Raw genomic sequence first — 26,299 nt, 5'->3', positions numbered from 1 at the left:
CAACCAGATCCACCGCCGGCGCGCTGCGCAAGTCTCACCAACTTCACGCAACAGTTCTGCCCGCTTCATCCCCCTCTTGCAGCCGTGCCGCTAGCATCGCGCTACCTTTCATAGCGATCGGGCGCGTTGCACTGATGGGCGTGCCCGGCAGGAGACTTTCATGCGCGCAGCCATCCACACCCAGTTCGGCGACCCGGCCGAGGTGCTTGAACTCGCAGAACGCCCCACACCGCAGCCTGGCAAGGGCCAGGTCCGCATCGCCATGCGGCGTTCGCCGATCCACAATCACGACCTGTGGACGGTGCGCGGCAACTACGGCTACAAGCCCGAACTCCCGGCGATCGGCGGCAGCGAAGCGGCCGGCGTGATCGACGCACTCGGTGAAGGCGTCGACGGCCTGCAGGTTGGCCAGCGCGTGGTCGCGGCCGGCGTGCACGAAAGCTGGGCGGAGTTCTTTCTGGCCGATGCAAGCGGCGTTGTCCCGCTGCCCGACGCACTTGACGACGACCGTGGTAGCCAGCTGATCGCCATGCCGCTGAGCGCGTTGATGTTGATCGAGTTTTTGCAGGTCGAAAAAGGCGACTGGATCGTGCAGAACACCGCCAACGGCGCGGTCGGCAAGACGGTCGCCATGCTTGCTGCGGCGCGCGGCATCAACGTGATCAATCTGGTGCGTCGCGACGCCGGCGTGGACGAGCTGAAGGCGCTGGGCATCGGGAACGCGGTGTCGACTGCGCAGGACGGTTGGCAAGACACCGTTCGCGCGCTGGCCGGCGGCGCGCCCATCGTGCGCGCCATCGACTCGGTCGCCGGCAAGGCGGCAGGCGAGCTGATGGGCCTGCTGGCCGAAGGCGGCGAGCTGATTTCCTTCGGCTCGATGACCGGCGAACCGCTGCAGATTTCCAGCGGCGATGTCATCTTCAAGCAGGCCACGGTCCGCGGCTTCTGGGGCAGCAAGGTCATGCAGGCCACCAAACCCGAAGACAAGCGCCGCATGATCGGCGAACTGCTCAAGGCCGCTGTCGACGGTACGCTGGCACTGCCGGTGGAGGCCGTGTTCGACCTGGCCGATGCGGCCAAGGCAGCCGCCGCCAGCGCCGAGCCGGGACGCGGCGGCAAGATCCTGATGCGCGCCGGCTGAGCAGCCGCACACGGTAGTCCACTGGTTCTCCCTTCTCCCGCTTGCGGGGGAAGGTGCCCGAAGGGCGGATGGGGGAAAGCGGCGTCGCCCAAACAGACGCGCGCCGTGCATCGCCAGGCACCAACCAAGGCGCCGCAGCAAGATCCGGTTGCGCGCCGGCTGAGCAGCCGCACACGGTAGTCCAATAGTCCTCCCTTCTCCCGCCTGCGGGGGAAGGTGCCCGAAGGGCGGATGGGGGAACGCGGCGTTGCCCACACAGACGCAAGTCGTGCATCGCCAGGCGCCAACCAAGGCGCGGCGGCAAGATCCGGTTGCGCGCCGGCCGAGCATCCGCACACGGTAGTCCAGTGGTCCTCCCTTCTCCCGCCTGCGGGGGAAGGTGCCCGAAGGGCGGATGGGGGAACGCGGCGTCGCCCACACAGACGCACGCCGTGCATCGCCAGGCGCCAACCAAGGCGGCGGCGGCAAGATCCTGTTGCGCGCCGGCTGAGCTGCCGCACACGATAGTCCAATGGTCCTCCCTTCTCCCACCTGCCGGGGAAGGTGCCCGAAGGGCGGATGGGGGAAAGCGGCGTCGCCCAAACGCACGTCGTGCATCGCCAGGCGCCAACCAAGGCGGCGGCGGCAAGATTCGGTTGCGCGCCGGCTGAGCAGCCGCACACGGTAGTCCACTGGTTCTCCCTTCTCCCGCTTGCGGGGGAAGGTGCCCGAAGGGCGGATGGGGGAAAGCGGCGTCGCCCAAACAAACGCAGGTCGTGCATCGCCAGGCGCCAACCAACCTGCCAGGCGCCAATCAGCGCGCCACAGCCGCAAGGCAGCGCCCCCATTGGGTCCATGCCGTTACCCTGCCGACGACGCACGCCTGCATACCGCAGTTCAGTCGGGTGTCCCACACGGGGTCAGGCGGTCACCCCGCCAAGCGCACGCATGCAAGCAACCAGACCCAAGCGCAAGGCGGCCTTATGCCGGCTCGTCGGGCACCAGCTCCATTTCCAGCCGGATGATGCAGTCCTTGATCTGCAGCTTGCGCTTCTTCAACCGCTTCATCTGCAGCTCGTCTTCCAGATTTGCAGGCATGCGCTGGATCTCCTCGTCCAACGCGCGGTGGGCGCGTCGCAACTCGGCGATCTGCTCGACGATCTCGGCGGGTAAGAGGGTGTCCACGCCCCGAGCATACACAACCTGCGGCGACGCGCGTCACCCGCGCTTGCCAAGCGGCTGCAGGCTGCGACAATGCCCGCGCGCCCTCGGGGAAACGGCGGCGCACCTCATTCCATCATTGCCGCGCGGCTACGGCCGTCGAGAAAGGAGTCTTACGATGCGTCTGTATTCGTCCCTGCTGGCCCTGGGCCTGCTCACCGCCGCCAACCTGGCCAGCGCCGCCGATGTCGCCAAGTACGACGGCTTTTTGTGCTGCAACCTGCGCACCGACGGCAGCTGGATCAGCGACAGCAACTACGCCGAAGACGGCAAACGCATGCTCCCGGTCGGCACCCCGGTCAGCGTCACCGGCTTCGGCCGTAACCGCGTCAACCTCAAGATCGCCGGCGAAAAGCAGTCCATCGGCAACGATTACAGCCGCGACCTGGACAACACCACCTTCGCCGCCCGCTACGTCGTCACCGCCGACCCCAAGCTCAAGCTCGCCAGCTTCCCGCCCAAGATCCGCCAGGCCATCGTGGACGGCAAGCTCACCGGCGGCATGACCCGCGAGCAGGTGCTGATGGCGGTCGGCTACCCGATCAGTAGCGAAAACCCCAACCTGGAAGCCTCGCTGTGGCGCTACTGGCGCGACAGCTTCTCCGAGTACCAGGTGCAGTTCGGCCCCAGCGGCAAGCTGGTCAAGGTGACCGCAGATCCACAGTTGATGAACCTGATCTGGGTGCCATGAGTTACTAACATTGAATTAAACATTTAAATTTTCACACAACATTCCATGCGCGTGCAATGCAGGCTAAAGCCAAATATATCTGGGAGAATTTAAGATGCAGGTAATTACAGTCTCAGAATCAGATGTATTGCGCATCTCTTCAAAAGCAGAAGATCACTTCTATGACAGAAAGGCTGCGGCAATTAGCGGAGCAAAATTGCAAAAAATAGCTGTCGCATTTGCAAACACAGATGGAGGTGACATTCATGTTGGAATTGGCGATGATTCTGATCAGCCTGATGTTTCAAAAAGATGGCAGGGCGCTAAAAATTTAGAGGAATATAATCAATTAATACAGGCGCTTGTTGATATTCAACCCTCTTTGCCCATGGAAATTTCATTCTTAAAGTGGACGGAATCTAGAGGGTACGTTTTACAGATACAAGTTGAGAAGAGCCAAGCTGTTCATAGAGCGTCAGATAGTACTGTATATGAACGAAAAGGAGCCCAGTCGCTTCCAGTTAAAGATCCGTCACGTATCACAGCTCTTTCCTTTGCGAAAGGGGCCTCGTCATACGAAGATTACATTGTCGAAAGTGCAATAGCCGAGGATGTAGTTGACTCCCTAGCTATTTCCAGATTCTTGGAAGATTACTCTTTAGGAACAGACCCTTTAGACTTGGCTATCAATCGAAACTTGCTTGATAGAAAAAATTTCAAACCAAAGGTCGCGGGCTTATTGCTCTTTTCCTCCGAGCCTGCAGCGGTAATGCCGAAAAAATGCTCTGTTCGTATAATTCGATACGAAACAAAAGAGGATGACCCAGAAAGAGATAATTTGGGGCCGATTGAAAGTATAGAGGGCCCCCTTTATGATCTGATACATAAAGCTGTTGAAAGAACAACTGCAATTATGTCTTCGATCAATGTGTGGACGACTGATGGGCCAAAGTCAATGGCTTATCCGCCAGAAACCCTTTGGGAAATCGTTGTCAATGCAATAATCCATCGAGATTACTCGGTGTCTGATGATGTCCAGATTCTAATTTTTGACAACAGGATTGAAGTGCTCAGCCCCGGAAGACTTCCTGGTTTTGTAACTCGAGAAAATATTCTTGATGTGCGTTATGCGAGAAATCCACGCATAGTCGGAATATTATCTAAATACAAAAATCCACCAAACAAGGACATTGGCGAGGGATTAAATACCGCATTTCAACGCATGAAAGATTGGCGACTGAGAAGTCCTGAAATTGTGGATGAAGGAAATTATGTTCGAGTGATAATTCCTCATGCGCCATTAGCTACGCCTCAGGAAGCCATTATGGAGTTCCTTGGGAAGCATGATTTAATAACCAATAAGCAGGCTAGAGATATTACCGGTATAAAAAGCGAAAACGCAGTAAAATCAGAATTCTACAAGCTCAGAGATGCTGGCGTGATCGAAATGATTCCTGAGCTTAAAGGAAATAAAGCGGCGTGGCGAAAGAAAAGTCCAGCCTAGATTTTAAGGTGGGCTGCGCTCGCAATTCTATTCAATAAGTCATCGCTGGGATGGTGAATAAACAGAGGTGGGATAGTTGTTTCGCCCGTCTACTATTAAGTTGGGCGGTCATTAGCCACTCAGTTCACATGGGTGGCAATAATATCTTGCCTCATGTCCATGAAAATGAGATCGCCGATAGAAATATTTTGTAGCGTCGCTGAGATCATTCGGACTTTACGCTTTACCCGTCCTCAGACAATTTGCTGAGCTGAGGCTAAGTGTTTTTTTACGTTATGAGTTGCAGAAATTCCTGATGCAGTTGCTGCCTTCATCTCCACGTGGGAGCGGAGATAGCGATAAGTGCCAAAGTAAAGGGGGCAAATAGCCGCCGTTTGGTAATACTGCTTGTGGAGTTTAAACGCTAGTGGCGCGCCGGGCTACTGATGCCTTGAAAGGTCAATGTGCAGGCTTAAATTACTGGCAATTGGTGAGCAATAATTTGCCTCGCGAATATTTACCACCTCATTGGTCAGTAATTTACTTGGGAAGAATGACTTGGCTAGCGAGTGGTAGTTATAATCAGAAGACAAATTTATAAGTTGTTAGCTTTTTGATTTAGGCTTACAGTTATTGGCGCTTGACACATCAGCTGGTGCTAAGATTTTACTCGACCAACCACCCGCAAAGAACAAAGCCCCATGCAACGAAATCCAGAACTTTATCCCAAAGATGATAACGGCGAGACCCTTTGGCACATTGCCCAGCAGGGCGTGGATCTTTCCAAGCCACGCGAGATTGCGTTTTCCGTGGTGTTCCCGAGCAAGGAATCTGCGCTGGAATTTTCGGTGACGTTGCTGCGCTTCGAGCAGAAGGTGCGTTGTTGCCATTACCCGGAAAACACGGCGTTTCCGATGGATGTGACCGTGTATCCGACCATGGTGCCGACGTACAAGGCGATTTGTGCATTTGAGGAAGAGTTGGCAACGGAGGCCAAGCCGTTGGGTGGTTTGAATGACGGCTGGGAGATTTCCGTAAGTGACAAGGACGTTTGACGCAGTCAGTGTGCGAGAGCCGGCGATGCAGCCAGTGCATCGCTGAACTCGCGTCGCAGCCGTTTACCGTATTGGTGTCTTACCGGATCATCGCTGCGACTGCGGCACACGGCGCAGCTGCGAGACGTCGTAGCCCATTGCGGCAATACGTTGAACGGCCTGCTGATAGTGGGCCTCTGAAACCTGCGGGGTACGCGCCATGTACCAGACGTAGTCGCGCTTGCTGCGCGCCACGATGGTCTGCGTGTACTCGGCATCGCGCCAAGCGATCACGTACTCGGCCTTGAACGGCCAGAGGAACTGCATGCTCCACAGCGCGCCATTGCCGTCCTTTGCCACCTGGCCGACCGGATGCATGGACTTGAGCGGCGCCTGGAAGCTGCCCTTGCGGAAGGTAAAGGTGGTCTGGATGCGTCCATCCGGCCGCAGCGCATAGCGCTCCACCGCGTCATAGGCCTTGCGCTCCGGCCGGGTGGGGATGTGTGCGATCACATACCAGTCGCCCATGAAGCGTGGCACGTCGACGCTGTCCGCGCGGGGCAGGGCGGGACGCGGCTCGCGCCCGCTTGCACTCCCCCAGATCGCGAGCGTCAGCAACAACAGCATCGAACGACCTCGCATGGCAATCTCCAACTCAAGGGCAGATGCATGCACCTACGTAGTTGCGATGCGTCCGGATGCAGCCTCATGCGCTGCAGTACCGGCTTCGGCGCAATATGCAGTCGTTGGCAGCAACATGGCGGTCGCGCTCGCTACATCACGGCAGCGTTGAAGCGCCAGAGGCACGCGTTGCGCATGCCACGCAATGCTCGCTCAACGAGCCGTTTGCGCTAGGTCTAGTGAGTCGCAGTGAGATCACGAGGTGCCTTGAAACGGCAGCGGTGACAGGACGTGTCGTTCAATGCCAGCGGTCGAGCGATGACGGGCTTGATGCAACCCGGCAGGCGGTTGCCCAAGGGCGCCTCACCAAGGCGACACCGCATCGGCGCCATACGGATAAATCGTGGCGATCTTGCCATCGGCGTCGTGCTGCAGCGGGGTCATCTTGATGCTGCGCAGATGCGTCTGGCCCTGCGACAGGCTGGCGTCGTGATAGAACAGATACCACTGGCCGTCAAAGGCACAGATGGAGTGATGCGTGGTCCAGCCGACCACCGGTGCGAGCAGCACGCCTCGATAGATAAACGGGCCGTAGGGTGAGTCGCTGGTGGCGTAGCAAATCTGGTGGGTGTCGCCGGTGGAATACGACAGGTAGTACCGGCCGGCGTGTTGGTGGACCCAGGGGCCTTCGAAGAAACGGCGGGCGTGGTCGTCTGCGCGCAGTGGGGTGCCGTGTTCGTCGAGGATGACGACTTCGCGGCTGGGTTCGGCCAGTTCGGTCATGTGCTCGTGCAGGCGCGCCACGCGTGGGCCGAGTGCGGGCGCGTCGCCCACCGGTTCCTGATGCGTATCTGCGTAAGCGTTGTTGCGGTAGTGCTGCAGTTGGCCGCCCCAGATGCCGCCGAAGTAGAGGTAATGCGCGCCGTCGTCGGCGGCAAGCACGGCCGGGTCGATCGAGTACGTCCCGGCGATGGGCTGCGGCTCGGCGACGAACGGGCCTTCGGGGCGATCGCCCACCGCCACGCCGATCTGGAACATGCCATCGGCGCGTTTTGCGGGAAAGTACAGATAGGTCTTGCCGTTGCGTTGTGCCGCATCCGGTGCCCACATCTGCCGCTGCGCCCAGGGCACATCGCGCACGTGCAGCACTTGCCCGAGGTCTTCCACCGCTGCACCCGGGTGCGCCATGCGCAGCACGTGGTAGTCCGCCATGTCGAAATGCGAGCCGTCGTCGCTGAAGGCCACGCCGGCATCGATGTCGTGCGAGGGATAGATATACAACGCGCCGTCGAACACATGCGCGGACGGGTCGGCAGTGTAGAGGTGGGTGACCAGCGGTGCGGAAATGGCGGTGCGCGTCAGCGCCTGCAGTGCAGCGGCTTCCAGTTCATCGGACATGCGCGTACCTGTGCATGAGGTGGGAGAGAGAAATCATGGCGAAGCGGATGGAGCGGCCTGGCGGCGCACGCCCAGCTCGTGTTCGATGCGGGTTTCCAGCGGTTTGTCGATTTCGTACAGCGCCAGCAGCGCAGTGCCGAGCAGGAACGGGAGGGAGGCATACACGCTGATGGCCAGACGGATGCCGTCGGCGACCGCCGCGCTTTGCTGGGGCAGTGCTGCGTCATAGCCGTAAAACGCCAGGATGCCGGCGACCAATGCGCCGCCCACGCTCAGGCCGATCTTCAGGCCGCACAACATTGCCGAAAAGATGATCGCGGTGGCGCGGCGGTGGTTCTTCCACTCCGAGTAGTCGGCCACGTCGGCGATCATCGCCCACAGCAGCGGGATGGTGATGCCGTAGAAAAATCCGTGCAGCACGTAGGAGGCGAATACCCAGCCAATCGCATCCGGCGGATACACGTAGAACGCCAGCAAAAACAGCGTGGAAATCAGCAGCGCGCCGCCGAAGACGTTGCGCTTGCCGCAGCGATCCGCCAGGCGCTTGGAAAAGCCGATGCCCACGATCATCGCCAGGATGCCGCCCGCACTGAACACGCTGAAGGCCGAGGTCGGTGCGTCCTGCGGCCATTGCAATGCGCTCATGCCGGCACCGGTCAGCACACTGTTGATGGCAGCGATGAAGCGGTTGAAGCCGGCGGCGTCGAGAAAGTGGGTCAGCGCACCGGCGTCGAGGTAGTACTTGAAGTAGTAGATGTACATCCCGCCCTTCATGGCGAGATTGATGAACACCAGGATGGTGAGTGCCAGCATCACCAGCCAGGGTTTGTTGCGGACCAGGTCGGTCAGGTCCTGGCGCACGCTGCTGCGGTGTTCGGTGATCGGCAGCACGCGCTCGCGCGTGGTGAAAAAGGTGATCAGAAAGCACAGCGTGCCGACCGCGGCGAACAGCGCCATGGTGTTGCGAAAGCCTTGCGCCTTGTCGCCATTGCCCAGGATCAGCACCAGCGGCAGCAGCAGCACCTGGATGATGAACTGCGCAAAGGTCACCGCCAGAAAACGATACGCAGACAGGCTGTTGCGCTGCTCCATGCTGCCGGTGAGCACGCCGCTCAACGCCGAATAGGGCAGGTTGTTGGCCACGTAGACCAGCATCAGCAAGGTGTAGGTGGCGAAGGCGTAGGTGACTTTGCCGTGCTCGCCGAGGTCGGGCGTGTTGAACGCCGCCAGCGACAATGCGCCGAAGGGCAGTGCCGTCCACAGGATCCACGGGCGGAACTTACCCCAGCGGGTCCGGGTGCGATCGGCCAGGATGCCGATGATGGGCGTGAACACGAACGCGCCGAGCAGGCCGACCACGAAGATCAACGTGGCCGCCGCGCTTGCCGGGATGCGGAACACATCGGTGTAGAAGAACGCCAGGAAGGTGACCAGCGTCTGGAAGATTAGATTGGCCGCCAGGTCGCCCAGGCTGTAGCCGATCTTTTCGCGCACGGAGAGCTGCTGTGACCGATCGTTCATGAGGTGGGGCGGGCTCGAAGAGTGCTGCGGAAAACGCCGCGGCGCGCGCCATACCGCCGGCCGCAATCCAGCCGGATCGCGGCAGCAGGCATGGCGGCTGAAGTGTCCAGCAAAACCGTGCGCGCCGTCGCCAGGGAGGGGGCGACGGCGCGCACTGCGCAGAGCCTGCGGCAAGACCGCGCGCGTGCGGTGGAGCGGCCGCACCGGCCCGGCACCCGCGTCGTCATGGCGAGGCGCACGCTCAGAACGTACCGCGGATGCCGAGCATCACCGTGCGCCCGGGCTCGTACAGATCGTAGGTTGCGTTGGGCCAGGCGTAGGTGGTGCGCAGCGGCTCGTCGGTGATGTTGGTGACGTTGAGGGTGATCTGCGGCTTGGATGGCAGCCAGTCCAGCGCATAGCTGGCCGACAGATCCAGCTGGCCGCGTGCATCGGCGTTGAGGCGTGCGTAGGGGATGCCGTTCTGGTTGGCGCCGGAGATCACCATGTCGTCGTTCCAGGTGTAGGACAGGCGTACCGAGGCCGCGTTCTTTTCCCAGTACACGGTGCCGTTCCACAGGTTCGGCGCCACGCCGACGGCAACGGCGGGGATGCCTTCGCCTTCGGAGGATTGGGTGACATGGGTGTAGTTGACGCTGAAGCCCATGCCATCGACCAGCTTGTCCAGCGGCTGCACCCAGATCGCCTCGGTGCCGCGGATATTGAGCACGCCCTCGGCATTGACCTGGGTCTGCACGTCCACCGTGGCGGCGTTCGGGCCACCGCGCTGGTCCAGGCCGGCCTGCTGGATCGGCAGCAGGCTCTCGTACGGCACGCCCAGGTCGTTGAACGGAATGCGCCGCACGCCATTGACGGTGAAGCCGCTGATGCGCTTGTTGAACAGCGTGAGGCCCACATAGCCCTCGCCGCCGGTGTACCACTCGCCGCCGAAATCCACGTTGGTGGACAGGTACGGCGCCAGGTTTGGATTGCCCTGCGTTGCGGTCTGTGCGGAGGGGTCGCTGAAGTTGGTGTTGGGCAACATCGCGCTCGGGTCCGGGCGGGTGAGCGTGCGCGAGCTGGACAGGCGCAGCACCACGTTGTCGGCCACATCCCAGGCCGCGTTGAACGAAGGCAGGGTTTCCTTGTAGTCCGAATCCAGCACCTGGATGCGGCGGATGCCGTTGATGGTGACCGGGCCGGTGATGGTCTGGTCGGTGGTGACATAACGCACGCCGGCGTTGATGCGCAGGGTGCGGTTCCACACCTCGGTCTCGGCGTTGGTCTCGATGTAGAACCCCAGGTTCTTCTCGCGGATGCCGCCGGCCGAGGCACCGGTGTTGGCGGAGTTGGTTTCCGGTGCGGAATCGCGCAGCGGGTAGTAGTTGGTGTCGCGCAGGAAACGGTCGAAGTCGGCGGTGATGAAACCGTCCGGGCCGGGCGTCAGGTACGTGGCCAGCACCGAACTCGGCACCGCCGAGCCAGGCCCGCCATTGCAGACGTTGCCACCGCCGCCGCGGCACACCACCTGTTCCCAGGCCACGCTGTTGTCGAAGCCGCGAATGGTGCGCTCGGCCTGGTCGTAGGCGGCGCCGATCTTGATGTTGCGCTTGTCTTCGCCGAACTGCAGGTCGGCGCGTGCGCCACGCGTTTCGGTCACGCGTTTTTCGTTCTGGATATTGACCCGGCCACCGCTCCAGCCCCAGCCCAGGTTGGGGTCGTTGAGATCCAGCGGGCTGCTGATCGAGGGGCGGTCGCCGCCCTGGTTGCGATAGTCCACGGTGGTGAACGGCGAAGTCACCAGAATGCTGGGCGATTCGCGGTCCAGCCAGCTGCGCGTGGCGTTGGCCTGCACGTTGAGCTTGATGTCCTGCCCGGCACCGAACAGCAGCTCTGCGCCGGGATTGACGCTCCAGAACTTGACGTTCTCGCGATACGGGCGTGCTTCCAGAAAGTACTGCGCATTGGCAAACGTGGCGCTGGTGACCACGTTGTTCTGGTCCAGCTGCATGCCCAGCGGGATCATGTTGCCGTTGCGGCCGATCAGATTCATGCTGATCCGCTCGGTGGTGCGCTTGGCTTCGGAATACAGCGTGTCCAGATAGAAATGCAGGCTGTCGGAAGGGCGCCATTCCAGCGACATCACCGAGGCATCGCGGTCGCGATCGCCATCCATGTAGACCTGGCGGCCCAACCGCGGAATCAAGGCATCGCTGATCTGGTCGATGCTCAGGCCCGGGTTGCGTGCCAGCAGCCACGCCGCATCGATGGTTTCGCCGGTGGTGAGGCCGCTGCCGGCAGTGGCCGGCACGCGGTCTGGAATGCGCCAGTTGCCGCCGCCGTTGACGTTGCAGGCGGCCGGTTGATTGGTGGCCGGCGTGCCCGCCGGCGGGGTGAGGCCGCACTGGGTGTAGGTCAGGCCGGGGTTGGTCCAGCCCACGCTCTCGAAGCCGCGCACGCCGAGCTTGCTGCGCACCGAGGCCACCCCGAACAATGCGCCGAGCGTGCCTGCCTCGTTGGTCCAGCTGCCCATGAAGGCACCACGCGGGGTGGTCTTCTCGCTGGTGCTGTTCCAGTCGGCCTGCGCCTGATAGGTGAAGTGCACACCGGGGCGATCGAACGGGCGCGCGCTGCGCATGTCCACCACACCGGAGACGCCGCCTTCGAGCATGCTCGCGGTGGGCGTCTTGCTCACCGTGAGCTGGGTGAAGAATTCGGTGGGAAACAGGTTCAGATCGACTTCGCGATTCTGGTTCTGCGCGTTCAGGCCGATCGAGGCGGTGGCGATGCTGGAGCCGTTGAGCGTGGTCTTGGTGAAGCTGGTGCCCAGGCCGCGGATGGCGATGTTGAGGCCTTCGCCGTTGACGTCACGCGCCAGCTGCACACCAGGAATACGGTTGAGCGACTCGGCGATGTTCATGTCCGGAAACTTGCCGATGTCTTCGGCAAATACGGTATCGGCGAAGCCGACCGAGTCGCGCTTGGCGTCGGTGGAAAACTGGATGCTGCGTCGGTAGCCGGAGACGGTGACGGTATCGAGCTGGGTCACCGCGTCGTTGCTGCCTGCCGGGTCCGGCGGCGGTGACGCGGCGGTCGCATCGGTGGATTGTGCCCAGGCGGCAGCGCTGGTCATGCCCAGCAGGATGGACCCCAACGCGCAGGACAACGCGGTATGTGCGTAGCTGTTCTTCACCGTAATCCCTTCCCTAACAGGTGAGCAGATGTCCCACGCATCGCCCCGGCGCAGGGAGTGCCGCTGCCTGGAATCGGCGCGGCGATGGTGCGGTGGGGAGACGGGCGATCAGTGACGCTGGATGTTAGCGCTACCAAATTCAGAACATCACGCTGCAGGGCAGCATAGTTGCGGGGGCATGGCCGCAAGCAGCCCGCGCGAGCACGAAGGCCAGCGCCCAGGCGCATGCATACGGTGGCGCAGTGCTGCACTGCGCGATGGATTTATCGCAATGCCGTGGTAATGGTAGCGCTATCACCCGTGGCGCAAGGCCACCTTCGTGCAGGTGCAGTGGCCGATGAATCGAACCGAAGAACGCGGCAGCGATGCGCCCGGCTGGCAGCTGGCTGGCTTACGCATGCACAACGCCCTGCACCCTGTGCAGGCCGCAGGCGATCGGCTGCGGTGGTGCAGGCCACACGCATGAGCGAGCTGCCCACCGTTGCGCCTGTCACTGCGTCGGCACGGCTGGGCCGGGTGCGCTGGCGCGTGTGCGCCTTGCTGCTGGCGGCCACCACCATCAACTATGTGGATCGCCAGGTGCTGGGCGTGCTGGCGCCATTCTTGCAGACCCAGATCGGCTGGAACGAAATCCAGTACGGCTACATCGTCACCGCGTTCCAGGCTGCCTATGCGTTGGGGCTGTTGTGCAGCGGCGCGGTGATCGACCGTTTCGGCACGCGGCTCGGGTATGCATTGGCGATCGGGGTGTGGAGCCTGGCGGCAATGGGCCATGCATTGGCGACCAGCGTGGTGGGCTTTGCGATTGCGCGGTTTTTCCTGGGGTTGGGGGAGTCGGGCAATTTTCCTGCTGCGCTCAAGACGGTGGCCGAATGGTTCCCCCGGCGCGAACGCGCGCTGGCCACCGGCATCTTCAATTCCGGCTCCAACATCGGTGCCATCGTTGCGCCATTGCTGGTGCCGGTGGTCGCCACCGCGTGGGGCTGGCAGGCGGCGTTCCTGTTCACCGGCGTGTTGAGCGCCACCTGGCTGGTGGTGTGGTGGCTCACCTATCACCCGCCCGAACAGCAGCCCGGCCTGTCGCCAGCGGAGTTGGCGCATATCCGCAGCGATATCTACGAGCCGGTGCAGGCACGGCTGTCGTGGTTGCAGGTGCTGCGGCATCGCCAGGCCTGGGCGTTCGTGCTGGGCAAGTTCATCACCGACCCGATCTGGTGGTTCTTCCTGTTCTGGTTGCCCAAGTTCCTGCATGCCGAATATGGTTTGAGCCTGCTGCAACTGGGCGCGCCATTGATCGTGATCTTCGTGCTGGCCGATATCGGCAGCATCGCCGGCGGCTGGGTGGCCGGGCGCTTCATCGCGCGCGGCTGGAGCGTCAATCGCGCGCGCAAGACCGCCATGCTGATCTGCGCGGTGTCAGTGGTGCCGATCGTGTTTGCCGCACGTGCCGACAACCTGTGGCTGGCGGTGGCGCTGATCGGCCTGGCAACCGCTGCGCACCAGGGCTGGTCGGCCAATCTGTTCACGCTGCCCTCGGACATGTTTCCGCGGCATGCGGTGGCCACCGTGGTGGGCATCGGCGGGTTTGCCGGCGCGGTGGGCGGCATGCTCATTGCCACCTTCATCGGCTTTTTGCTACAGGCGACCGGAAGTTATGTGCCGGTGTTCCTGATGGCAGGGTCGGCCTATCTGCTGGCGCTGGCAGTGGTGCACTCTCTGGTACCGCGACTGGACCCGGCGCAGCTGCCGGCGACCACTGCAACGCCTTCTTCGTCCTGAGGAATCATCATGCATCTGCGCCCGTTCACCCTGGCCCTGTTGTTGGCGGCAAGCCTCGCACCGAGCGCGCAGGCCGCGCCGTTGGCGGCCGGTGCATCCAAGTTTCTGGGCAGCGCCTATGGCCCGCAACAGGCTGCGGGGTTTGCACAGTACTGGAACAAGCTCACTCCGGAGAACGGCGGTAAATGGGGCACAGTGGAAGCGGTGCGCGACCAGATGGACTGGAGTGCACTGGACACCGCGTACCGGTTCGCAAAGGCCAACGGCCTGCCGTTCCAGATGCATGTGATGGTGTGGGGCAACCAGCAGCCGGAATGGATCAAGACCCTGCGCCCGGCCGAACAGCGGCGCGAGATCGAGCAGTGGTTTGCCGCCGTGGCGCAGCGCTACCCGGAGATCGATCTGCTGGAAGTGGTCAATGAGCCGCTCAACGACCCGCCAAGCAAGGCCGATACCGGCGGCGGCAACTACCTGCAGGCACTGGGCGGGGATGGTGCCAGCGGCTGGGAATGGGTGCTGCAGTCGTTCCGGCTTGCGCGCCAGCACTTTCCGCAGACCAAGCTGATGATCAATGACTACAGCATCACCAACAGCGCGCAGGCCACGCAGAAGTACCTGCACATCGTGCAGCTGCTGCAGCGCGAGCGCCTGGTGGATGCGATCGGCATCCAGGAGCACGCGTTCGAGACCACGCCCAACGTGGCGATGTCGGTGCACCGCGCCAATCTCGATGCGCTGGCCGCCACCGGCCTACCGATCTATATCACCGAGTTCGATCTGGACGGTCCCACCGATGCGCAGCAGCTGGCCGATTACCAGCGCGTGTTCCCGACATTTTGGGAGCACCCGGCGGTGCGCGGCATCACGCTGTGGGGGTTTCGGCCCGGGCTGTGGCGGGACAAGGAGGCCGCGTATCTGGTGCGCGGCGACGGCAGCGAGCGGCCGGCCATGACCTGGCTGCGTGATTACGTGGCCGCCCATCCCGGTACGCCGGCGCCATGATGCGCTGCGCCGGTTGCCTTGCATGTTTTCCATTCTGTCTGGTGTCCTGATCCATGTCTGCTTCCTTGCCCCTCGCATTGCATGACGACCGCCTGTTGCCGGCGGACCCCGGCACGCGGGCGATCGCGCGCAGGCTGTACGCGCAGATCGCCAACCTGCCGATCATCAGCCCGCACGGCCACACCGACCCGGCGTGGTTCGCCGGCAATGCGCCGTTCGCCAACGCCACCGAGTTGCTGTTGGTGCCGGACCACTACGTGTTCCGCATGCTGTACAGCCAGGGCATCCGCCTGGATACGCTGGGCATTCCGCGTGCCGACGGCACACGCGCGCCGGTGGATCCGCGCGCGGCGTGGCGCGTGTTTGCCGAGCACTACGCGCTGCTGCGCGGCACTCCATCGGCGTTGTGGCTCAATCATGTGTTCCATGAGGTCTTCGACCTGCGCATCCGGCTGGATGCCGGCACCGCCGATCATTACTACGACCACATCACCGCTGCGCTGCAGACGCCGGGCTTTCTTCCACGCGCGCTGTTTACGCGCTTCAACATCGAGGTGATCGCCACCACCGAATCGCCGCTGGATTCACTGCAGCACCATGCGGCCATTGCCGCCAGCGGCTGGCAGGGACGGGTGGTGACTGCGTATCGCCCCGACCCGGTGGTGGACCCGGAACACGAACAATTTGCCGGTGCATTGCAGCTGTTCGGCGCGCTCACCGGCGAGGACGTGCTGAGCTGGCCCGGCTATCTGCGTGCGCACCGGCAACGGCGTGCGTTCTTCGCCGCACACGGTGCCACCTCGACCGACCACGGGCACCCCAGCGCCGCCACCGCAGATCTGTCGCCTGCCGAGGCGCAGCGGCTATTCGACACGGTGGTGCGCGGTGCAGCCACGCCGGTGGAGGCCGAGTTGTTCCGCGCTCAGGTGCTGACCGAGATGGCGGCGATGAGCCTGGACGATGGCTTGGTGATGCAGCTGCACCCGGGCTGTTTTCGCAATCACAACCGGCAGTTGTTCGACACTTACGGGCGCGACAAGGGTGCCGACATCCCGATGCGCACCGACTACGTGCATGCGCTCAAGCCGCTGCTGGATCGCTACGGCAACGACCCGCGTCTGCGCCTGATCGTGTTCACGCTGGACGAAACCAGCTACAGCCGGGAGCTGGCGCCGCTGGCCGGCCATTACCCATCGCTGCTGCTCGGCCCGGCATGGTGGTTCCATGACGCGCCGGAGGGCATGTGGCGCTTTCGCGAGCAGACCCTGCCCAGTGCCGGGTTCTACAATACCGTGGGCTTCAACGACGACACCCGCGCCTTTTTGTCGATACCCGCGCGCCACGATGTGGCACGGCGCGTGGACAGTGCGTTTCTGGCCAAGCTGGTGGCCGAGCATCGGCTGGAGGAAGACGAGGCGATGGAGGTGGCGATGGATCTTGCGTATCGGCTGCCCAAGCAGGCGTACAAGCTGTGAGGCAGCCGCTGCGTGGCCGGTGCGCGTGCGGCTGCAAGCGCATTGCAGCGGCACCGGCGCGCGCTGCGGCACGCAGTGGCGCGCAACGGCAGCCGCCGGCGTCATGACAGTGGCACACCCTGCACCTGCAGCAGCGCGGCGCATCGCGGCCAGGTGGGCGTGCATGACAGGACGCGTGCTCGCCTGTGTCTGCCTGGCACTGCCCGCGCTCGACGCACTCGCGCAGACCGGCGCCCCGCGCGAGCGGGTGTCGCTCAATGCGCAATGGCGATTTCAGCGTGGCGACCCGCCAGGCAACCCGGTGGTGCTCGATTATGCGGCCCGCCCCCAGGTCACCGGCAGCGACGACGGCAAGGTGGCCGATGCGCGCCCGGATCAGGCGCAGCCGCTGCAATCCACCGCCAAGGATGTGCTCAGGCCATGGATCCTGCCGACCGCCAATGCGCTGATCGCCGACCCGGCACAACGCCACCAACGCCCGCCCGGCCATCCGGGCAGCAACGTGGCCTATGTGCAAGCGCAGTTCGACGACAGTGCATGGCAGCTGGTGGACCTGCCGCACGATTGGGCGATTGCCGGGCCGTTTCTGGTCGATGGTCCGTACGGCGGCATGGGGCGGTTGCCGAGCTGGGGCATCGGCTGGTATCGCAAGACGCTGGATATTCCGGCCAGCGACCGCGGCCGCTCGCTGCTTCTCGACCTCGATGGCGCGATGGCGTACGCCACGGTCTGGTGCAATGGCCAGCTGGTGGGCGGCTGGCCGTATGGCTACAGCTCCTGGCGGGTGGATCTGACGCCTTGCCTGGTCGCTGGCGGCCGCAACCAGCTGGCGATCCGGCTGGACAACCCGCCCGAATCGGCGCGCTGGTATCCCGGTGGCGGGCTGTATCGCAATGTGTGGCTGACCAGGACCGCGCCGCTGCATATCGCGCACTGGGGCACGCAGCTGACCACGCCGCAGGTGTCGGCCGCTGCAGCACAGGTGCAACTGGCGGTGACGCTGGACAACGCCGCACCCACCACCGCGCAGGCGCAGGTCAGCACCGCGATCTACGTGCTCGACGCAGCCAGCGGCTCACGCACCGGCGAGGCGGTGGCGCACATCGCGGCGCTGCCGGTGGCGGTGCCTGCCGGCGGTCACGCACGGGTGCAGGGCACCACGCACATCGATGCGCCACGCCTATGGGGCCCACCGCCCACCCAGCAGCCGCATCGCTATGTGGCAGTGACCGAGGTGCGCCAGAACGGGCAGCTGGTGGATCGCTACGAGACACCTTTCGGCATCCGCGCCATCGTCTTCGATGCCGACAAGGGACTCCTGGTCAATGGCGAACAGGTGCCCATCCGCGGCGTGAACAATCACCATGATCTCGGCGCACTCGGTGCGGCATTCAACGTGCGCGCCGCCGAGCGCCAACTGCAGTTGCTGCAGCAGATGGGCGCTAATGCCATCCGCATGAGCCACAACCCGCCCGCGCCGGAGCTGCTGGAGCTCACCGACCGCATGGGCCTGCTGGTGGTGGATGAAGTGTTCGACAGCTGGGAAATGAAGAAGACCCCGCTGGATTTCCATCTGGTCTTTCCGCAATGGCACGAGCCGGATCTGCGCGCGATGCTGCGGCGCGACCGCAACCATCCGTCGGTGATGCTGTGGAGCGTGGGCAACGAGGTCGGCGAGCAATACACCGGCCAGCAGGGCGCAGCGATTGCGCGCACGCTGCACGCCATCGTGCATGAGGAAGACCCCACGCGCCCGGCCACGGTGGCGATGAACTACGCCTCGCCCGAAATGCCGCTACCGGCGGCGCTGGATGTCATCAGCCTCAACTACCAGGGCGAAGGCATTCGTGATGCGCCCGAGTTCGAAGGCACCGAGCGCATTCGCAAGCCGCCGCAGTATCCGGCGTTTCATGCGCGGTTTCCGCACAAGGCCATCCTCAGCAGCGAGACCGCCTCGGCGCTGAGCAGCCGCGGCGTGTACCTGTTCCCGGTCACGCCGGACAGCAGCGCACCGGTGCGCGATGGGCGCGGTGGCGATTCGGCCGTGCATCAGGTCAGCGCGTACGAGCTGCATGCGGTGGACTTCGGTTCCAGCGCCGACAAGGTGTTTGCCGCGCTGGACACGCACCCTTATGTCGCCGGCGAATTCGTCTGGACCGGCTTCGACTACCTGGGCGAGCCCACGCCGTACTACAGCTCGCGCAGCGCGTACTCCGGCATTTTCGATCTGGCCGGCTTTCCGAAGGACCGCTACTGGCTATACCAGGCGCGCTGGCGCCCGGAGGTGCCGATGGCGCATCTGCTGCCGCACTGGACCTGGCCCGGGCGCGAAGGCCACGTCACACCGGTGCATGTGTTCACCTCCGGCGACGAGGCCGAGCTGTTCGTCAACGGCATCTCGCAGGGGCGCAAGCGCAAGGGCGCACTGCAGTACCGGTTGCGTTGGGACGAGGTGGTGTACCAGCCTGGCGAATTGCGCGTGCAGGCCTACAAGCACGGCAAGCCTTGGGCCGACGATCGCGTGCTGACGGCCGGGCCGGCGGCGCGCATGCAGGTGAGCCCGGACCGCAACCGCATCGACGGTGATGGCCGGGACCTGAGCTTTGTCACCGTGCGCTTGCTGGACCGCGACGGGCGGCCGGCGCCCACCGCCGGCGACCGCCTGCGGTTTCGCATCGAGGGCCCGGGCGAACTGGTGGCCACCGACAATGGCGATGCAACCAATCTGGAGTCGTTTGCCTCAGCGCAACGCAACGCTTTCAACGGGCTATGCCTGGCGATCGTGCGCGCCACGCCGGGCGGGCGCGGCACGATCACGCTGCACGTGGAATCGGAGCGTCTGGATGCCGCGCAAGCGCAGATCGTCGTGCAGTGAGGCCGAGCCTGTGAGGCAACCGCTGCAGCACCTCAATGGAACTCCAACCAGGCACAATGCCATGCCATACCTGATCACCCTGTTGCGTCGCGCACTCGCCACCGCTGCCATTCTCGTCGCCGCACCGGCATTGGCGCGCTGCGACACGCCCGGCACCTCGCTCAAGCTGGCGTATGCCGACGGCTTTCTGCTTGGCACGGCCGTCAATGCCGACATCGTGTCCGGCAAGGACGCCGCCTCCGCGGCGTTGGTGACATGCCATTTCAACGCGGTGACGCCGGAAAACGTGATGAAGGCCGAGGTCGTTGCGCCGCGTCGCGGCGAACTCGACTTCACCGCCGCCGATGCGTTTGTGGACTATGCGCAACGCAACGGGTTGTTCGTGGTCGGCCACACGCTGGTCTGGCACAACCAGACCCCGGCCTGGTTTTTTGTGGGAACCCGCGGCGCGGCAAACACCCCGGCCGCGCAGATCGAGCGCATGCGCGCACATATCGAGCAGGTGGCAGGCCGTTATGTCGGCAAGGTGCAGGCCTGGGATGTGGTCAACGAAATCATCGACGAAGACGGCAGCTACCGTTCGACCAACTGGGTGCAGCGCGTTGGCGACGGCGACACGGCGGTGCGCAATGCCTTCGCCTTCGCGCAGCGTTACGCACCGGATGCGGAGCTCTACTACAACGACTTCAATGCCTGGCGGCCGGCCAAGCGCGAGGGCATCGTGCGCATGGTCAAGATGCTGCAGCAGGCCGGCATCCGTATCGATGGCGTCGGCATGCAGGGGCATTGGGGGCTCAATTACCCCAGCCTGCGTGATATCGAGGACGCCATCGACGCCTACGCCGCGCTCGGCATCAAGGTCATGATCACCGAGCTCGACGTGGACGTGCTGCCGCTCACCCGCGAAGGCCAGGTCATCGGCACCGGGCTTGCGCACGCGCAGTTCCAGTTGCCAGAGTTCAAGCGCTTCCTTGACCCCTACCGCGATGGCCTGCCGCCGCAGGTGCAGGCGCAGTTGCGCGATCGTTACGCCGAACTGTTCGCGCTGTTCTGGCGCAAGCGCGACAAGCTCGCCCGCGTCAGCGTCTGGGGCGTGAGCGACGGCATGTCGTGGAAGAACGATTACCCCGTGCCTGGCCGCACCAATTACCCATTGCTGTTCGACCGCAACCACCAGCCCAAACCGGCACTGGAGGCGGTGCTGGCAGTGCCGGCCTCCGCCGCTCCCTAGTCGCGTCTGCCAGCGCGCGCAGGGACCTTGCACGCGCTTGATGGCATGATGGACCCACCTGATTGTCCGGACCCTCCGATGCGCTTGCCGCCCTATCTGTTGTTGGCTGTTCCGTTGCTGGCGATCGTCGCCGCCTGCGCCAGGAAGGATCCGCCGCCGCCGCGCTTCCCGGCCATCGGGCATGTGGACACCTTCGACCGCAGCTTCGCCGATGTGGTTGCCAGCGATGCGCGTATCGAAAAGCTCACCGAGGGGTTCACCTGGTCCGAAGGCCCGGCATGGGTGCGCGACGGAGGCTACCTGCTGTTTACCGACGTGCCGGAAAACAAGCTGTATCGCTGGTCCGAACAGGCCGGCCTGTCGGTGTTGCTGTCGCCGTCCGGCTATACCGGCCCGGAGCAGGCCACACTGCGCGAGGCCGGTGCCAACGGGCTCTACGCCGAGCCGAGCGGCACCGTGTTGCTGGCCGATTCCGGCACCCGCATCGTGGCCCGGCTCGACCCGGTCACGCGCAAGAAGACGCCGCTGGCCACCGGCTTCGAGGGCAAGCGCTTCAACAGTCCCAACGATGTGGTGCGTCGCAGCGACGGGGTGGTGTTCTTCACCGATCCGCCGTATGGCCTGAAGGATCTGAACAACTCGTCGGTCAAGCAGCTGCGCTTCAACGGCGTCTACCGGCTGGACACCGACGGCAGCGTGCATCTGCTCGACGACAGCCTGAGCTTTCCCAACGGCATCGCGCTTTCGCCCGATGAGCGCACCTTGTACGTATCCAACTCCGACCCGGAGCGACCGATCTGGATGGCGTATGCACTCGACACCCAGGGCGCCGTCACCGGCAAGCGCGTGTTCGCCGATGCCTCGGATCTGGTGGCCAAGGACGCGCCTGGCCTGCCCGACGGCATGGCGGTCTCTGCCGACGGCCACCTGTTCGCCACCGGCCCGGGCGGAGTCATCGTATTCAACCCGGCCGGCCAGCGCCTGGGGCGCATCGAGACCGGCGAAGCCATCTCCAACTGCGCCTTCGGCAACGACGGCCACACGCTCTACATGACCTCGCATGCGATGTTGGCGCGCGTGCGCGTCAAGGCGTTGGGGCTGCAGTTCGTGCGTCAAAGCAACTGACAGGCACCGCTGCGGCGGCCAGGTACGCGATGCCTGTCCGCATCGAGGGGGGCCACGCAAAAGCGCTCATGACCCCGGCTGCGCTGGCAATGAGCGTCGCTCCAACGCGGCACGACTGACACGTCAGCGTTTGCGCTGATGCAGGCGAATGACTGGTGTTGACGACAGCGCAAACGCGCATGCCAGCGCAAGCAGCACAACCCGCAACCAATAGCCCACTGGTTCGGTCAGCAACGCATAGTGAAGTTCACCGCAGCGCCGGCCAAGGCACTGAACCTCGCCGGTGGCCAGCGCCTGAATCAGCAGTACTCCTGGAAAGCATGCAAAGAGCACCGCCATGAACGCGGCAAACACCGCTGCCGATACACTCACTGGACGAGCATGGCGCCGCCAGAAATAGCGCCAACAGAGCCAGCCAACAAACGTCGCGATCAGCCCAAGCAAGAGCACCGCAGACATGGGCGGCGGTGTCATGGGTTCAACGCATCCAGCATCTGCTCCTCCTGCGCACGACCGAGGCGCGCGCATTTGCTTGGTGCTCTCGCCTTGCCGCCCATGCATGCCATGGTTAGTCTGCCTCGGTTTTCGCGTCCAGCATCAGCAGATCCTCCAGCTCCGGGCCACCGCCGCGGTTGGCGCTGCCGGCAGCCAGATACAGGCTGCCATCGACGGCTGCGGCCTGCGTGCCATGGCGTCCCTGCGGTAGCGCTGGCAGCGTTGTCCAGGCGGCGCGCTGCGGGTCGTAGGCTTCCACCTCGTCATGCGCCTTGACCTGCCGCAGGCTCTCGCCGCCGATGATCAGCAGCCTGCCGTTGCGTGCAATGGCACTGGTGCCGGCCCGCTGCGTTGGCAACGCGGCCGGCGCAACGGACCAGGTGCCGCGTTGAATGTCGTAGATGTCCACTTCCGCAATCGTCTGCGCCAGGGTGTTGCCACTCTCGTGGGCCGACCTGCGTCCACCGGCGGCATATAGCTTTCCGTCGATCACGGCCGCATGGAAATGGTCGCGCGCGCGCGGCGCGTCGGCCAGCTGTGTCCACTGCTGGGTCCTGGTATCGAAGGCATCCAGCCACGGCACGTAGCCGCTCATGTGCCCGCGCGTATTGCCGCCGACCAGGTACAGCACGCCGGCATGCGCGACCGCGCCTGCGGCGCCGCGACGCCGATGCTGCGGGATTTCCGGACCTGTCTGCCACGTGTCGGTTTGCGGATCGTAGATCAGCAGGTGGGTCAGCGACGCTTCTTCCGGGTAGTCGCCGGTGAAGCCGCCGACGAAATACAACTTGCCTGCAGATACCACCGCCTGCGCGTGACTGACCATCAGCGGCGGTGCGCTGCCTTGCGACCAGCGACGTGTGCGGGTATCGAAGATCTCCAGCGGGCGCTGGTCGCGTCCACCGATCAGATACAGCCGCTCACCAATGGCGACCAGGCTGTTCTCGTGGCGCGCATGCGGTTTGCCATGTGTGGCGACCGGGTGCCACTGCGGCGTTGGCGCGGCGGTCTTGGCAGGCGTAGCGTGTTCGGCCGCGATGCCGAGCACAGGCATGCAGCCAATGGTCGCGGCGAGCAGCCCCGCGCGGAGCGTGATGTTCAACAGTCGCATGAAGTGCTCTGCCAGTGACCATGGCAGACCAGTGTAGCGACAGCGGCCGCACGATCCAGCTGCACAAGCAGCCTGATCCGGTAGCAGTGTGTGCGTGGCGAGTTGCACGCATCGCGGCATGTGCGACCAGCCTCCACGATGCAGGAGCCCAGCTGTTCCACTTCGTCCAGCAACATGGCTTGGTCCAGCGTTCCACCTGGAAGACCGGCGATGCGCTGCGCCGCAAGCCGTTCGCCCGCATGCCACATGCGGACCGGTGCCTGCGAGCTCTTCACGTACAGCAGAACCGCGCTTGCGAACACTACGGTAAATCGACCCGGAGATGTGTGTGGCCATCACTCAAGCAAAGCAGGTTCTGCAAACCGCTCCACCCAAGGCAGTGGCTGCTGCCGCTGCGCGCGGCCTGCGCCTGCGCGAGCAGCATGGGCGCGGCGGCACCGCAATTGGCGTGGCGCGTGCGCGGGATCTCTCCGCGCAGAAGTCGCTGTCTGCACAGACCGTTCGCCGCATGCATTCCTACTTCGCCAGACACAGCGTCGACAAGAACGGCAAAGGCTGGGCAGATGCCAAGGCGCCCTCGGCCGGCTACATCGCCTGGCTGCTGTGGGGCGGCGATGCAGGCCAGCGCTGGGCCGCACGTCTGCTCCAGGGTCTGGACGCAGGGGCGAGCAAGAAGGCCGGCGCCTCCACACGTGCAGGTGGCGCCTCGAAAACGGCTGCCAAGAAGACGTCGAAGACACGTGGCGCAAGGTCGTCGGTGACGAAAAAGACGCCAGCGCGCAAAGCTGCCACAAAGAAACCAGCAACGAAGAAGGCAGCAACCAAGAAGGCAGCGACGAAGAAGGCAGCAACGAACAAGCCGGCCAGGAAGTCGGGCGCCAAGAAGGTGTCGGCAAGAAAGACAGCCGTAAAAAAGGTGGCCTCGCGGGGCGCGCCCGGCACCAAGCGTGCTTCCACGACCACGGCAAGGACAACGGCCAGGAAGACGTCGGCCGGAACACATGCGGCCAAGAAGACGTCGGCGCAACGCAGCACTGCCAGGAAGAGTGCTACGTCCGCGAAGGCCGTCAAAAAAGCCGCCGCCAAGAAGTCTGCACCCTGGAAAACGCCCAACCCCAAGAGCGCATCGCGGTCCACATCGCTGTCTCCCGCACAGAAGTCCCAGGCCAGGAAGCGTGCCAAGGCGGCGGGCCGGCCCTATCCCAACCTGGTGGACAACATGGCGGTTGCCAGCAAGCGAACCACCAAGCGTGCGGGCACATCGGGCGCCGCGAAGAAGGCGGCGACGAAGAAATAACCGCAGGCGGCACACTCCGCCATCTGGTCATGCCGCGTCGGCGCTGGGAGTGCTGACGCGGCGTACCTGCATCGTGCACGGCGAAAGCATTTTGCAGACGGAGCAAGTCTTGGTCCGGCATGCGGCGAGGGCTTCGGCGCAGTGCTACAGAGATTTGGTGCGCGCCATCGCTGCGTCGACCGTCCCGTACAGGCCAGGCACGCATGCTGGCAGGCGAGCTAAGGCGACGTGCGTTGCCGCTTGCGATCGCCGCGGCATCGATCCGAACAATATTTCACCTCGTCCCAGACCTTCTCCCACTTCTTGCGCCAATAGAACGGCCGTCCGCATTGCACGCAGACCTTTTCCGGCAGGTTCTGCTTCTTGGGAGTTGCCATGTCGAGGCCAGATTCTGGGGAATGGATGGTTGGGGCTCAAGCATGTCATGGCGACGCGCCCGGTCGAAGCCCCTGCCATCCCAATCTGCCGCTGATGCCGTCAGGAGCAGCGGCGCACCGCGCAAAAGTCTGCAGCGAGTGTCTATAGTGGACACCCGTGGCTGTTGCGGACGCCGTCTGAAGTGACAGACGCGCGAGCGCACACAGGCCAGACTCAAACAAGGATGCTTGTGAAGCGTTTTCTGCTCGCGTTGTCGGCCCTGCTATACGTTGTTGCGCTTTGCCTTCCTGCATTGCATGGCGGCGATGAACACCTGGGGGGCTTTGTCATCCTGCTGCTCGGCTGGATGCAGGTGGTCGACGGCCAGTGCATCGCCTGGATGAGTAACCCGCTGTATTGGCTGGCGTGGCTCTGCTATGGCCTCAAGGTGGACAAGATGGCGGCGGCCCTGTTGGTGGCGGCCTGCATGATCGGACTGGATACCTTTCGCGCAACCCGGTTCGACAAGAACGAGGCGGGCCATCAGGTCATGATCGACCACGTGGGCGCCGCGTTCTACGTCTGGGAGTTCAGCTTTGTGGTTCTGCTCGTCGTGGTGTTGATCCGTCTGTTCAACAAGCCCGCCGCGCTGCATGGCGGCCGCGCAGCGTGATCGGGCGCAAGCCGTTGCCCGGGCTGCTGAGGTCTGCGATGTACACGGATCCAAGCGGCTCGTGTGTCCAAGGAGTACCGTAGCGGCGTGTGCCCCGATCCCGCTACCGACGAGTCGATGATGAATGCCCAGGCCAACGCCGCCGACCAGACCATTCCGATCCTGCCCAGCCGCGCGATTGCGCAGACCCTGACCTTCTATCGCCGACTGGGCTTCGAAGGCGATGCGCATCCGCATGATGCGGGCTATGCAATCTTGCGACGTGGCGCGGTGGAGCTGCATTTCTTTGCGCATCCGGATCTCGACCCGGCCACGTGCTATGCGGGCTGTTACCTGCGGGTGGGCAACGTGGATGAGGTCTACGCCGCACTGCAGGCGGCAGGGCTCCCGGCGCAAGGCATCCCGCGCATCGACCCGCTTGCCGACAAGCCCTGGGGCATGCGCGAATTTGCGATCGTGGACGAGAGCGGCAACCTGCTGCGGATCGGGCAGGTCATTGCCGGTCGCTGACACGCGCCGCAATCGTCGGGCTGTGTCAGCCAGGTCTGCGGCAGCACGCACGTCGAGCGCGCAGCGGCACGCAGGAACCATCGGGCGTCTCTACGCGTGGTGGAGAGGCGCACCGATGGCAGGTGGGCC

Annotated in this window: 21 protein-coding genes; 13 read left to right on the top strand and 8 right to left on the bottom strand. The window is 63.7% G+C overall.

The window, feature by feature from the left end; all coding sequences use genetic code 11:
• The first annotated feature begins 160 nt into the window (after positions 1–160).
• Positions 161–1,141 carry a zinc-binding dehydrogenase gene (locus tag ACCQ10_RS20165; protein WP_372361717.1) on the top strand — a complete coding sequence of 327 codons (981 nt, stop codon included), beginning with the start codon at positions 161–163 and terminating at the stop codon, positions 1,139–1,141.
• Positions 1,142–2,101: 960 nt separating this feature from the next.
• On the opposite strand, the gene ACCQ10_RS20160 is transcribed toward ACCQ10_RS20165, so the two are convergent.
• A complete protein-coding gene (locus ACCQ10_RS20160; RefSeq protein WP_039408929.1) occupies positions 2,102–2,305 on the bottom strand; it encodes a YdcH family protein in 204 nt (67 codons plus the stop codon).
• Positions 2,306–2,459: 154 nt separating this feature from the next.
• Between ACCQ10_RS20160 and ACCQ10_RS20155 the strand changes: the two genes are divergently transcribed.
• The 3 genes from ACCQ10_RS20155 (at position 2,460) to ACCQ10_RS20145 (ending at position 5,549) form a co-directional block, all read left to right on the top strand.
• Positions 2,460–3,032 (top strand): hypothetical protein, encoded by a 573-nt coding sequence (locus ACCQ10_RS20155; RefSeq protein ID WP_372361716.1) that lies wholly within the window; start codon positions 2,460–2,462, stop codon positions 3,030–3,032.
• A 94-nt stretch (positions 3,033–3,126) separates the two neighbouring features.
• Complete coding sequence (locus tag ACCQ10_RS20150) at positions 3,127–4,515, top strand: RNA/DNA-binding domain-containing protein (RefSeq protein WP_372361715.1); 1,389 nt, start codon at positions 3,127–3,129, stop codon at positions 4,513–4,515.
• A gap of 680 nt (positions 4,516–5,195) precedes the next feature.
• Positions 5,196–5,549, top strand: a complete 354-nt coding sequence (locus ACCQ10_RS20145; RefSeq protein ID WP_372361714.1) for a ribonuclease E inhibitor RraB — start codon at positions 5,196–5,198, stop codon at positions 5,547–5,549.
• A gap of 87 nt (positions 5,550–5,636) precedes the next feature.
• On the opposite strand, the gene ACCQ10_RS20140 is transcribed toward ACCQ10_RS20145, so the two are convergent.
• The 4 genes from ACCQ10_RS20140 to ACCQ10_RS20125 all read right to left on the bottom strand — a co-directional run bounded on the left by ACCQ10_RS20140 (position 5,637) and on the right by ACCQ10_RS20125 (position 12,240).
• A complete protein-coding gene (locus ACCQ10_RS20140; protein WP_372361713.1) occupies positions 5,637–6,170 on the bottom strand; it encodes a lipocalin family protein in 534 nt (177 codons plus the stop codon).
• A 342-nt stretch (positions 6,171–6,512) separates the two neighbouring features.
• Entirely contained in the window at positions 6,513–7,547 is a 1,035-nt protein-coding gene (locus ACCQ10_RS20135) for a glycoside hydrolase family 43 protein (RefSeq protein WP_372361712.1), read from the bottom strand.
• A gap of 33 nt (positions 7,548–7,580) precedes the next feature.
• Positions 7,581–9,068: an MFS transporter gene (locus tag ACCQ10_RS20130; RefSeq protein ID WP_372361711.1), complete on the bottom strand. Its 1,488-nt coding sequence runs from the start codon at positions 9,066–9,068 to the stop codon at positions 7,581–7,583.
• Positions 9,069–9,309: 241 nt separating this feature from the next.
• Entirely contained in the window at positions 9,310–12,240 is a 2,931-nt protein-coding gene (locus ACCQ10_RS20125) for a TonB-dependent receptor (protein ID WP_372361710.1), read from the bottom strand.
• Positions 12,241–12,702: 462 nt separating this feature from the next.
• Here ACCQ10_RS20125 and ACCQ10_RS20120 point away from each other — a divergent pair, with 462 nt between their 5' ends.
• From ACCQ10_RS20120 to ACCQ10_RS20095, 6 genes are all read left to right on the top strand, one after another.
• The gene (locus tag ACCQ10_RS20120) at positions 12,703–14,019 is read left to right on the top strand and encodes an MFS transporter (protein ID WP_372361709.1); all 1,317 of its coding nucleotides are present in this window, start codon (positions 12,703–12,705) and stop codon (positions 14,017–14,019) included.
• A gap of 9 nt (positions 14,020–14,028) precedes the next feature.
• Positions 14,029–15,021, top strand: a complete 993-nt coding sequence (locus ACCQ10_RS20115; RefSeq protein WP_372361708.1) for an endo-1,4-beta-xylanase — start codon at positions 14,029–14,031, stop codon at positions 15,019–15,021.
• 53 nt (positions 15,022–15,074) lie between these two features.
• Positions 15,075–16,496 carry a glucuronate isomerase gene (uxaC, locus tag ACCQ10_RS20110; protein ID WP_372361707.1) on the top strand — a complete coding sequence of 474 codons (1,422 nt, stop codon included), beginning with the start codon at positions 15,075–15,077 and terminating at the stop codon, positions 16,494–16,496.
• Positions 16,497–16,659: 163 nt separating this feature from the next.
• Positions 16,660–19,371, top strand: a complete 2,712-nt coding sequence (gene galB, locus ACCQ10_RS20105; protein WP_372361706.1) for a beta-galactosidase GalB — start codon at positions 16,660–16,662, stop codon at positions 19,369–19,371.
• A gap of 61 nt (positions 19,372–19,432) precedes the next feature.
• Positions 19,433–20,602 (top strand): endo-1,4-beta-xylanase, encoded by a 1,170-nt coding sequence (locus ACCQ10_RS20100; protein WP_372361705.1) that lies wholly within the window; start codon positions 19,433–19,435, stop codon positions 20,600–20,602.
• A gap of 78 nt (positions 20,603–20,680) precedes the next feature.
• Entirely contained in the window at positions 20,681–21,727 is a 1,047-nt protein-coding gene (locus tag ACCQ10_RS20095; protein ID WP_372361704.1) for an SMP-30/gluconolactonase/LRE family protein, read from the top strand.
• A 123-nt stretch (positions 21,728–21,850) separates the two neighbouring features.
• Here the strand turns inward: ACCQ10_RS20095 and ACCQ10_RS20090 are convergent, their stop codons facing one another.
• On the bottom strand, positions 21,851–22,201 hold the full coding sequence (locus ACCQ10_RS20090; protein WP_372361703.1) for a hypothetical protein: 351 nt from the start codon (positions 22,199–22,201) through the stop codon (positions 21,851–21,853).
• A 94-nt stretch (positions 22,202–22,295) separates the two neighbouring features.
• Positions 22,296–23,333, bottom strand: coding sequence for a Kelch repeat-containing protein (locus ACCQ10_RS20085; protein WP_372361702.1), 1,038 nt, complete (start codon positions 23,331–23,333; stop codon positions 22,296–22,298).
• A 328-nt stretch (positions 23,334–23,661) separates the two neighbouring features.
• Between ACCQ10_RS20085 and ACCQ10_RS20080 the strand changes: the two genes are divergently transcribed.
• A complete protein-coding gene (locus ACCQ10_RS20080) occupies positions 23,662–24,630 on the top strand; it encodes a DNA-binding protein (RefSeq protein WP_372361701.1) in 969 nt (322 codons plus the stop codon).
• Positions 24,631–24,848: 218 nt separating this feature from the next.
• Here the strand turns inward: ACCQ10_RS20080 and ACCQ10_RS20075 are convergent, their stop codons facing one another.
• Complete coding sequence (locus ACCQ10_RS20075) at positions 24,849–25,007, bottom strand: DUF2256 domain-containing protein (RefSeq protein WP_372361700.1); 159 nt, start codon at positions 25,005–25,007, stop codon at positions 24,849–24,851.
• 230 nt (positions 25,008–25,237) lie between these two features.
• On the opposite strand from ACCQ10_RS20075, the gene ACCQ10_RS20070 reads away from it, so the two are divergent.
• A complete protein-coding gene (locus tag ACCQ10_RS20070) occupies positions 25,238–25,660 on the top strand; it encodes a hypothetical protein (protein WP_372361699.1) in 423 nt (140 codons plus the stop codon).
• 120 nt (positions 25,661–25,780) lie between these two features.
• Positions 25,781–26,170: a bleomycin resistance protein gene (locus ACCQ10_RS20065; RefSeq protein WP_372363183.1), complete on the top strand. Its 390-nt coding sequence runs from the start codon at positions 25,781–25,783 to the stop codon at positions 26,168–26,170.
• The last annotated feature ends 129 nt before the right edge of the window (positions 26,171–26,299 follow it).

This window comes from Xanthomonas sp. NCPPB 1325, assembly GCF_041477645.2.
GTDB lineage: Bacteria > Pseudomonadota > Gammaproteobacteria > Xanthomonadales > Xanthomonadaceae > Xanthomonas > Xanthomonas cannabis.
Note: the sequence above shows the minus strand (reverse complement) of the source record. Positions and strands in the feature narration are given on the sequence as shown.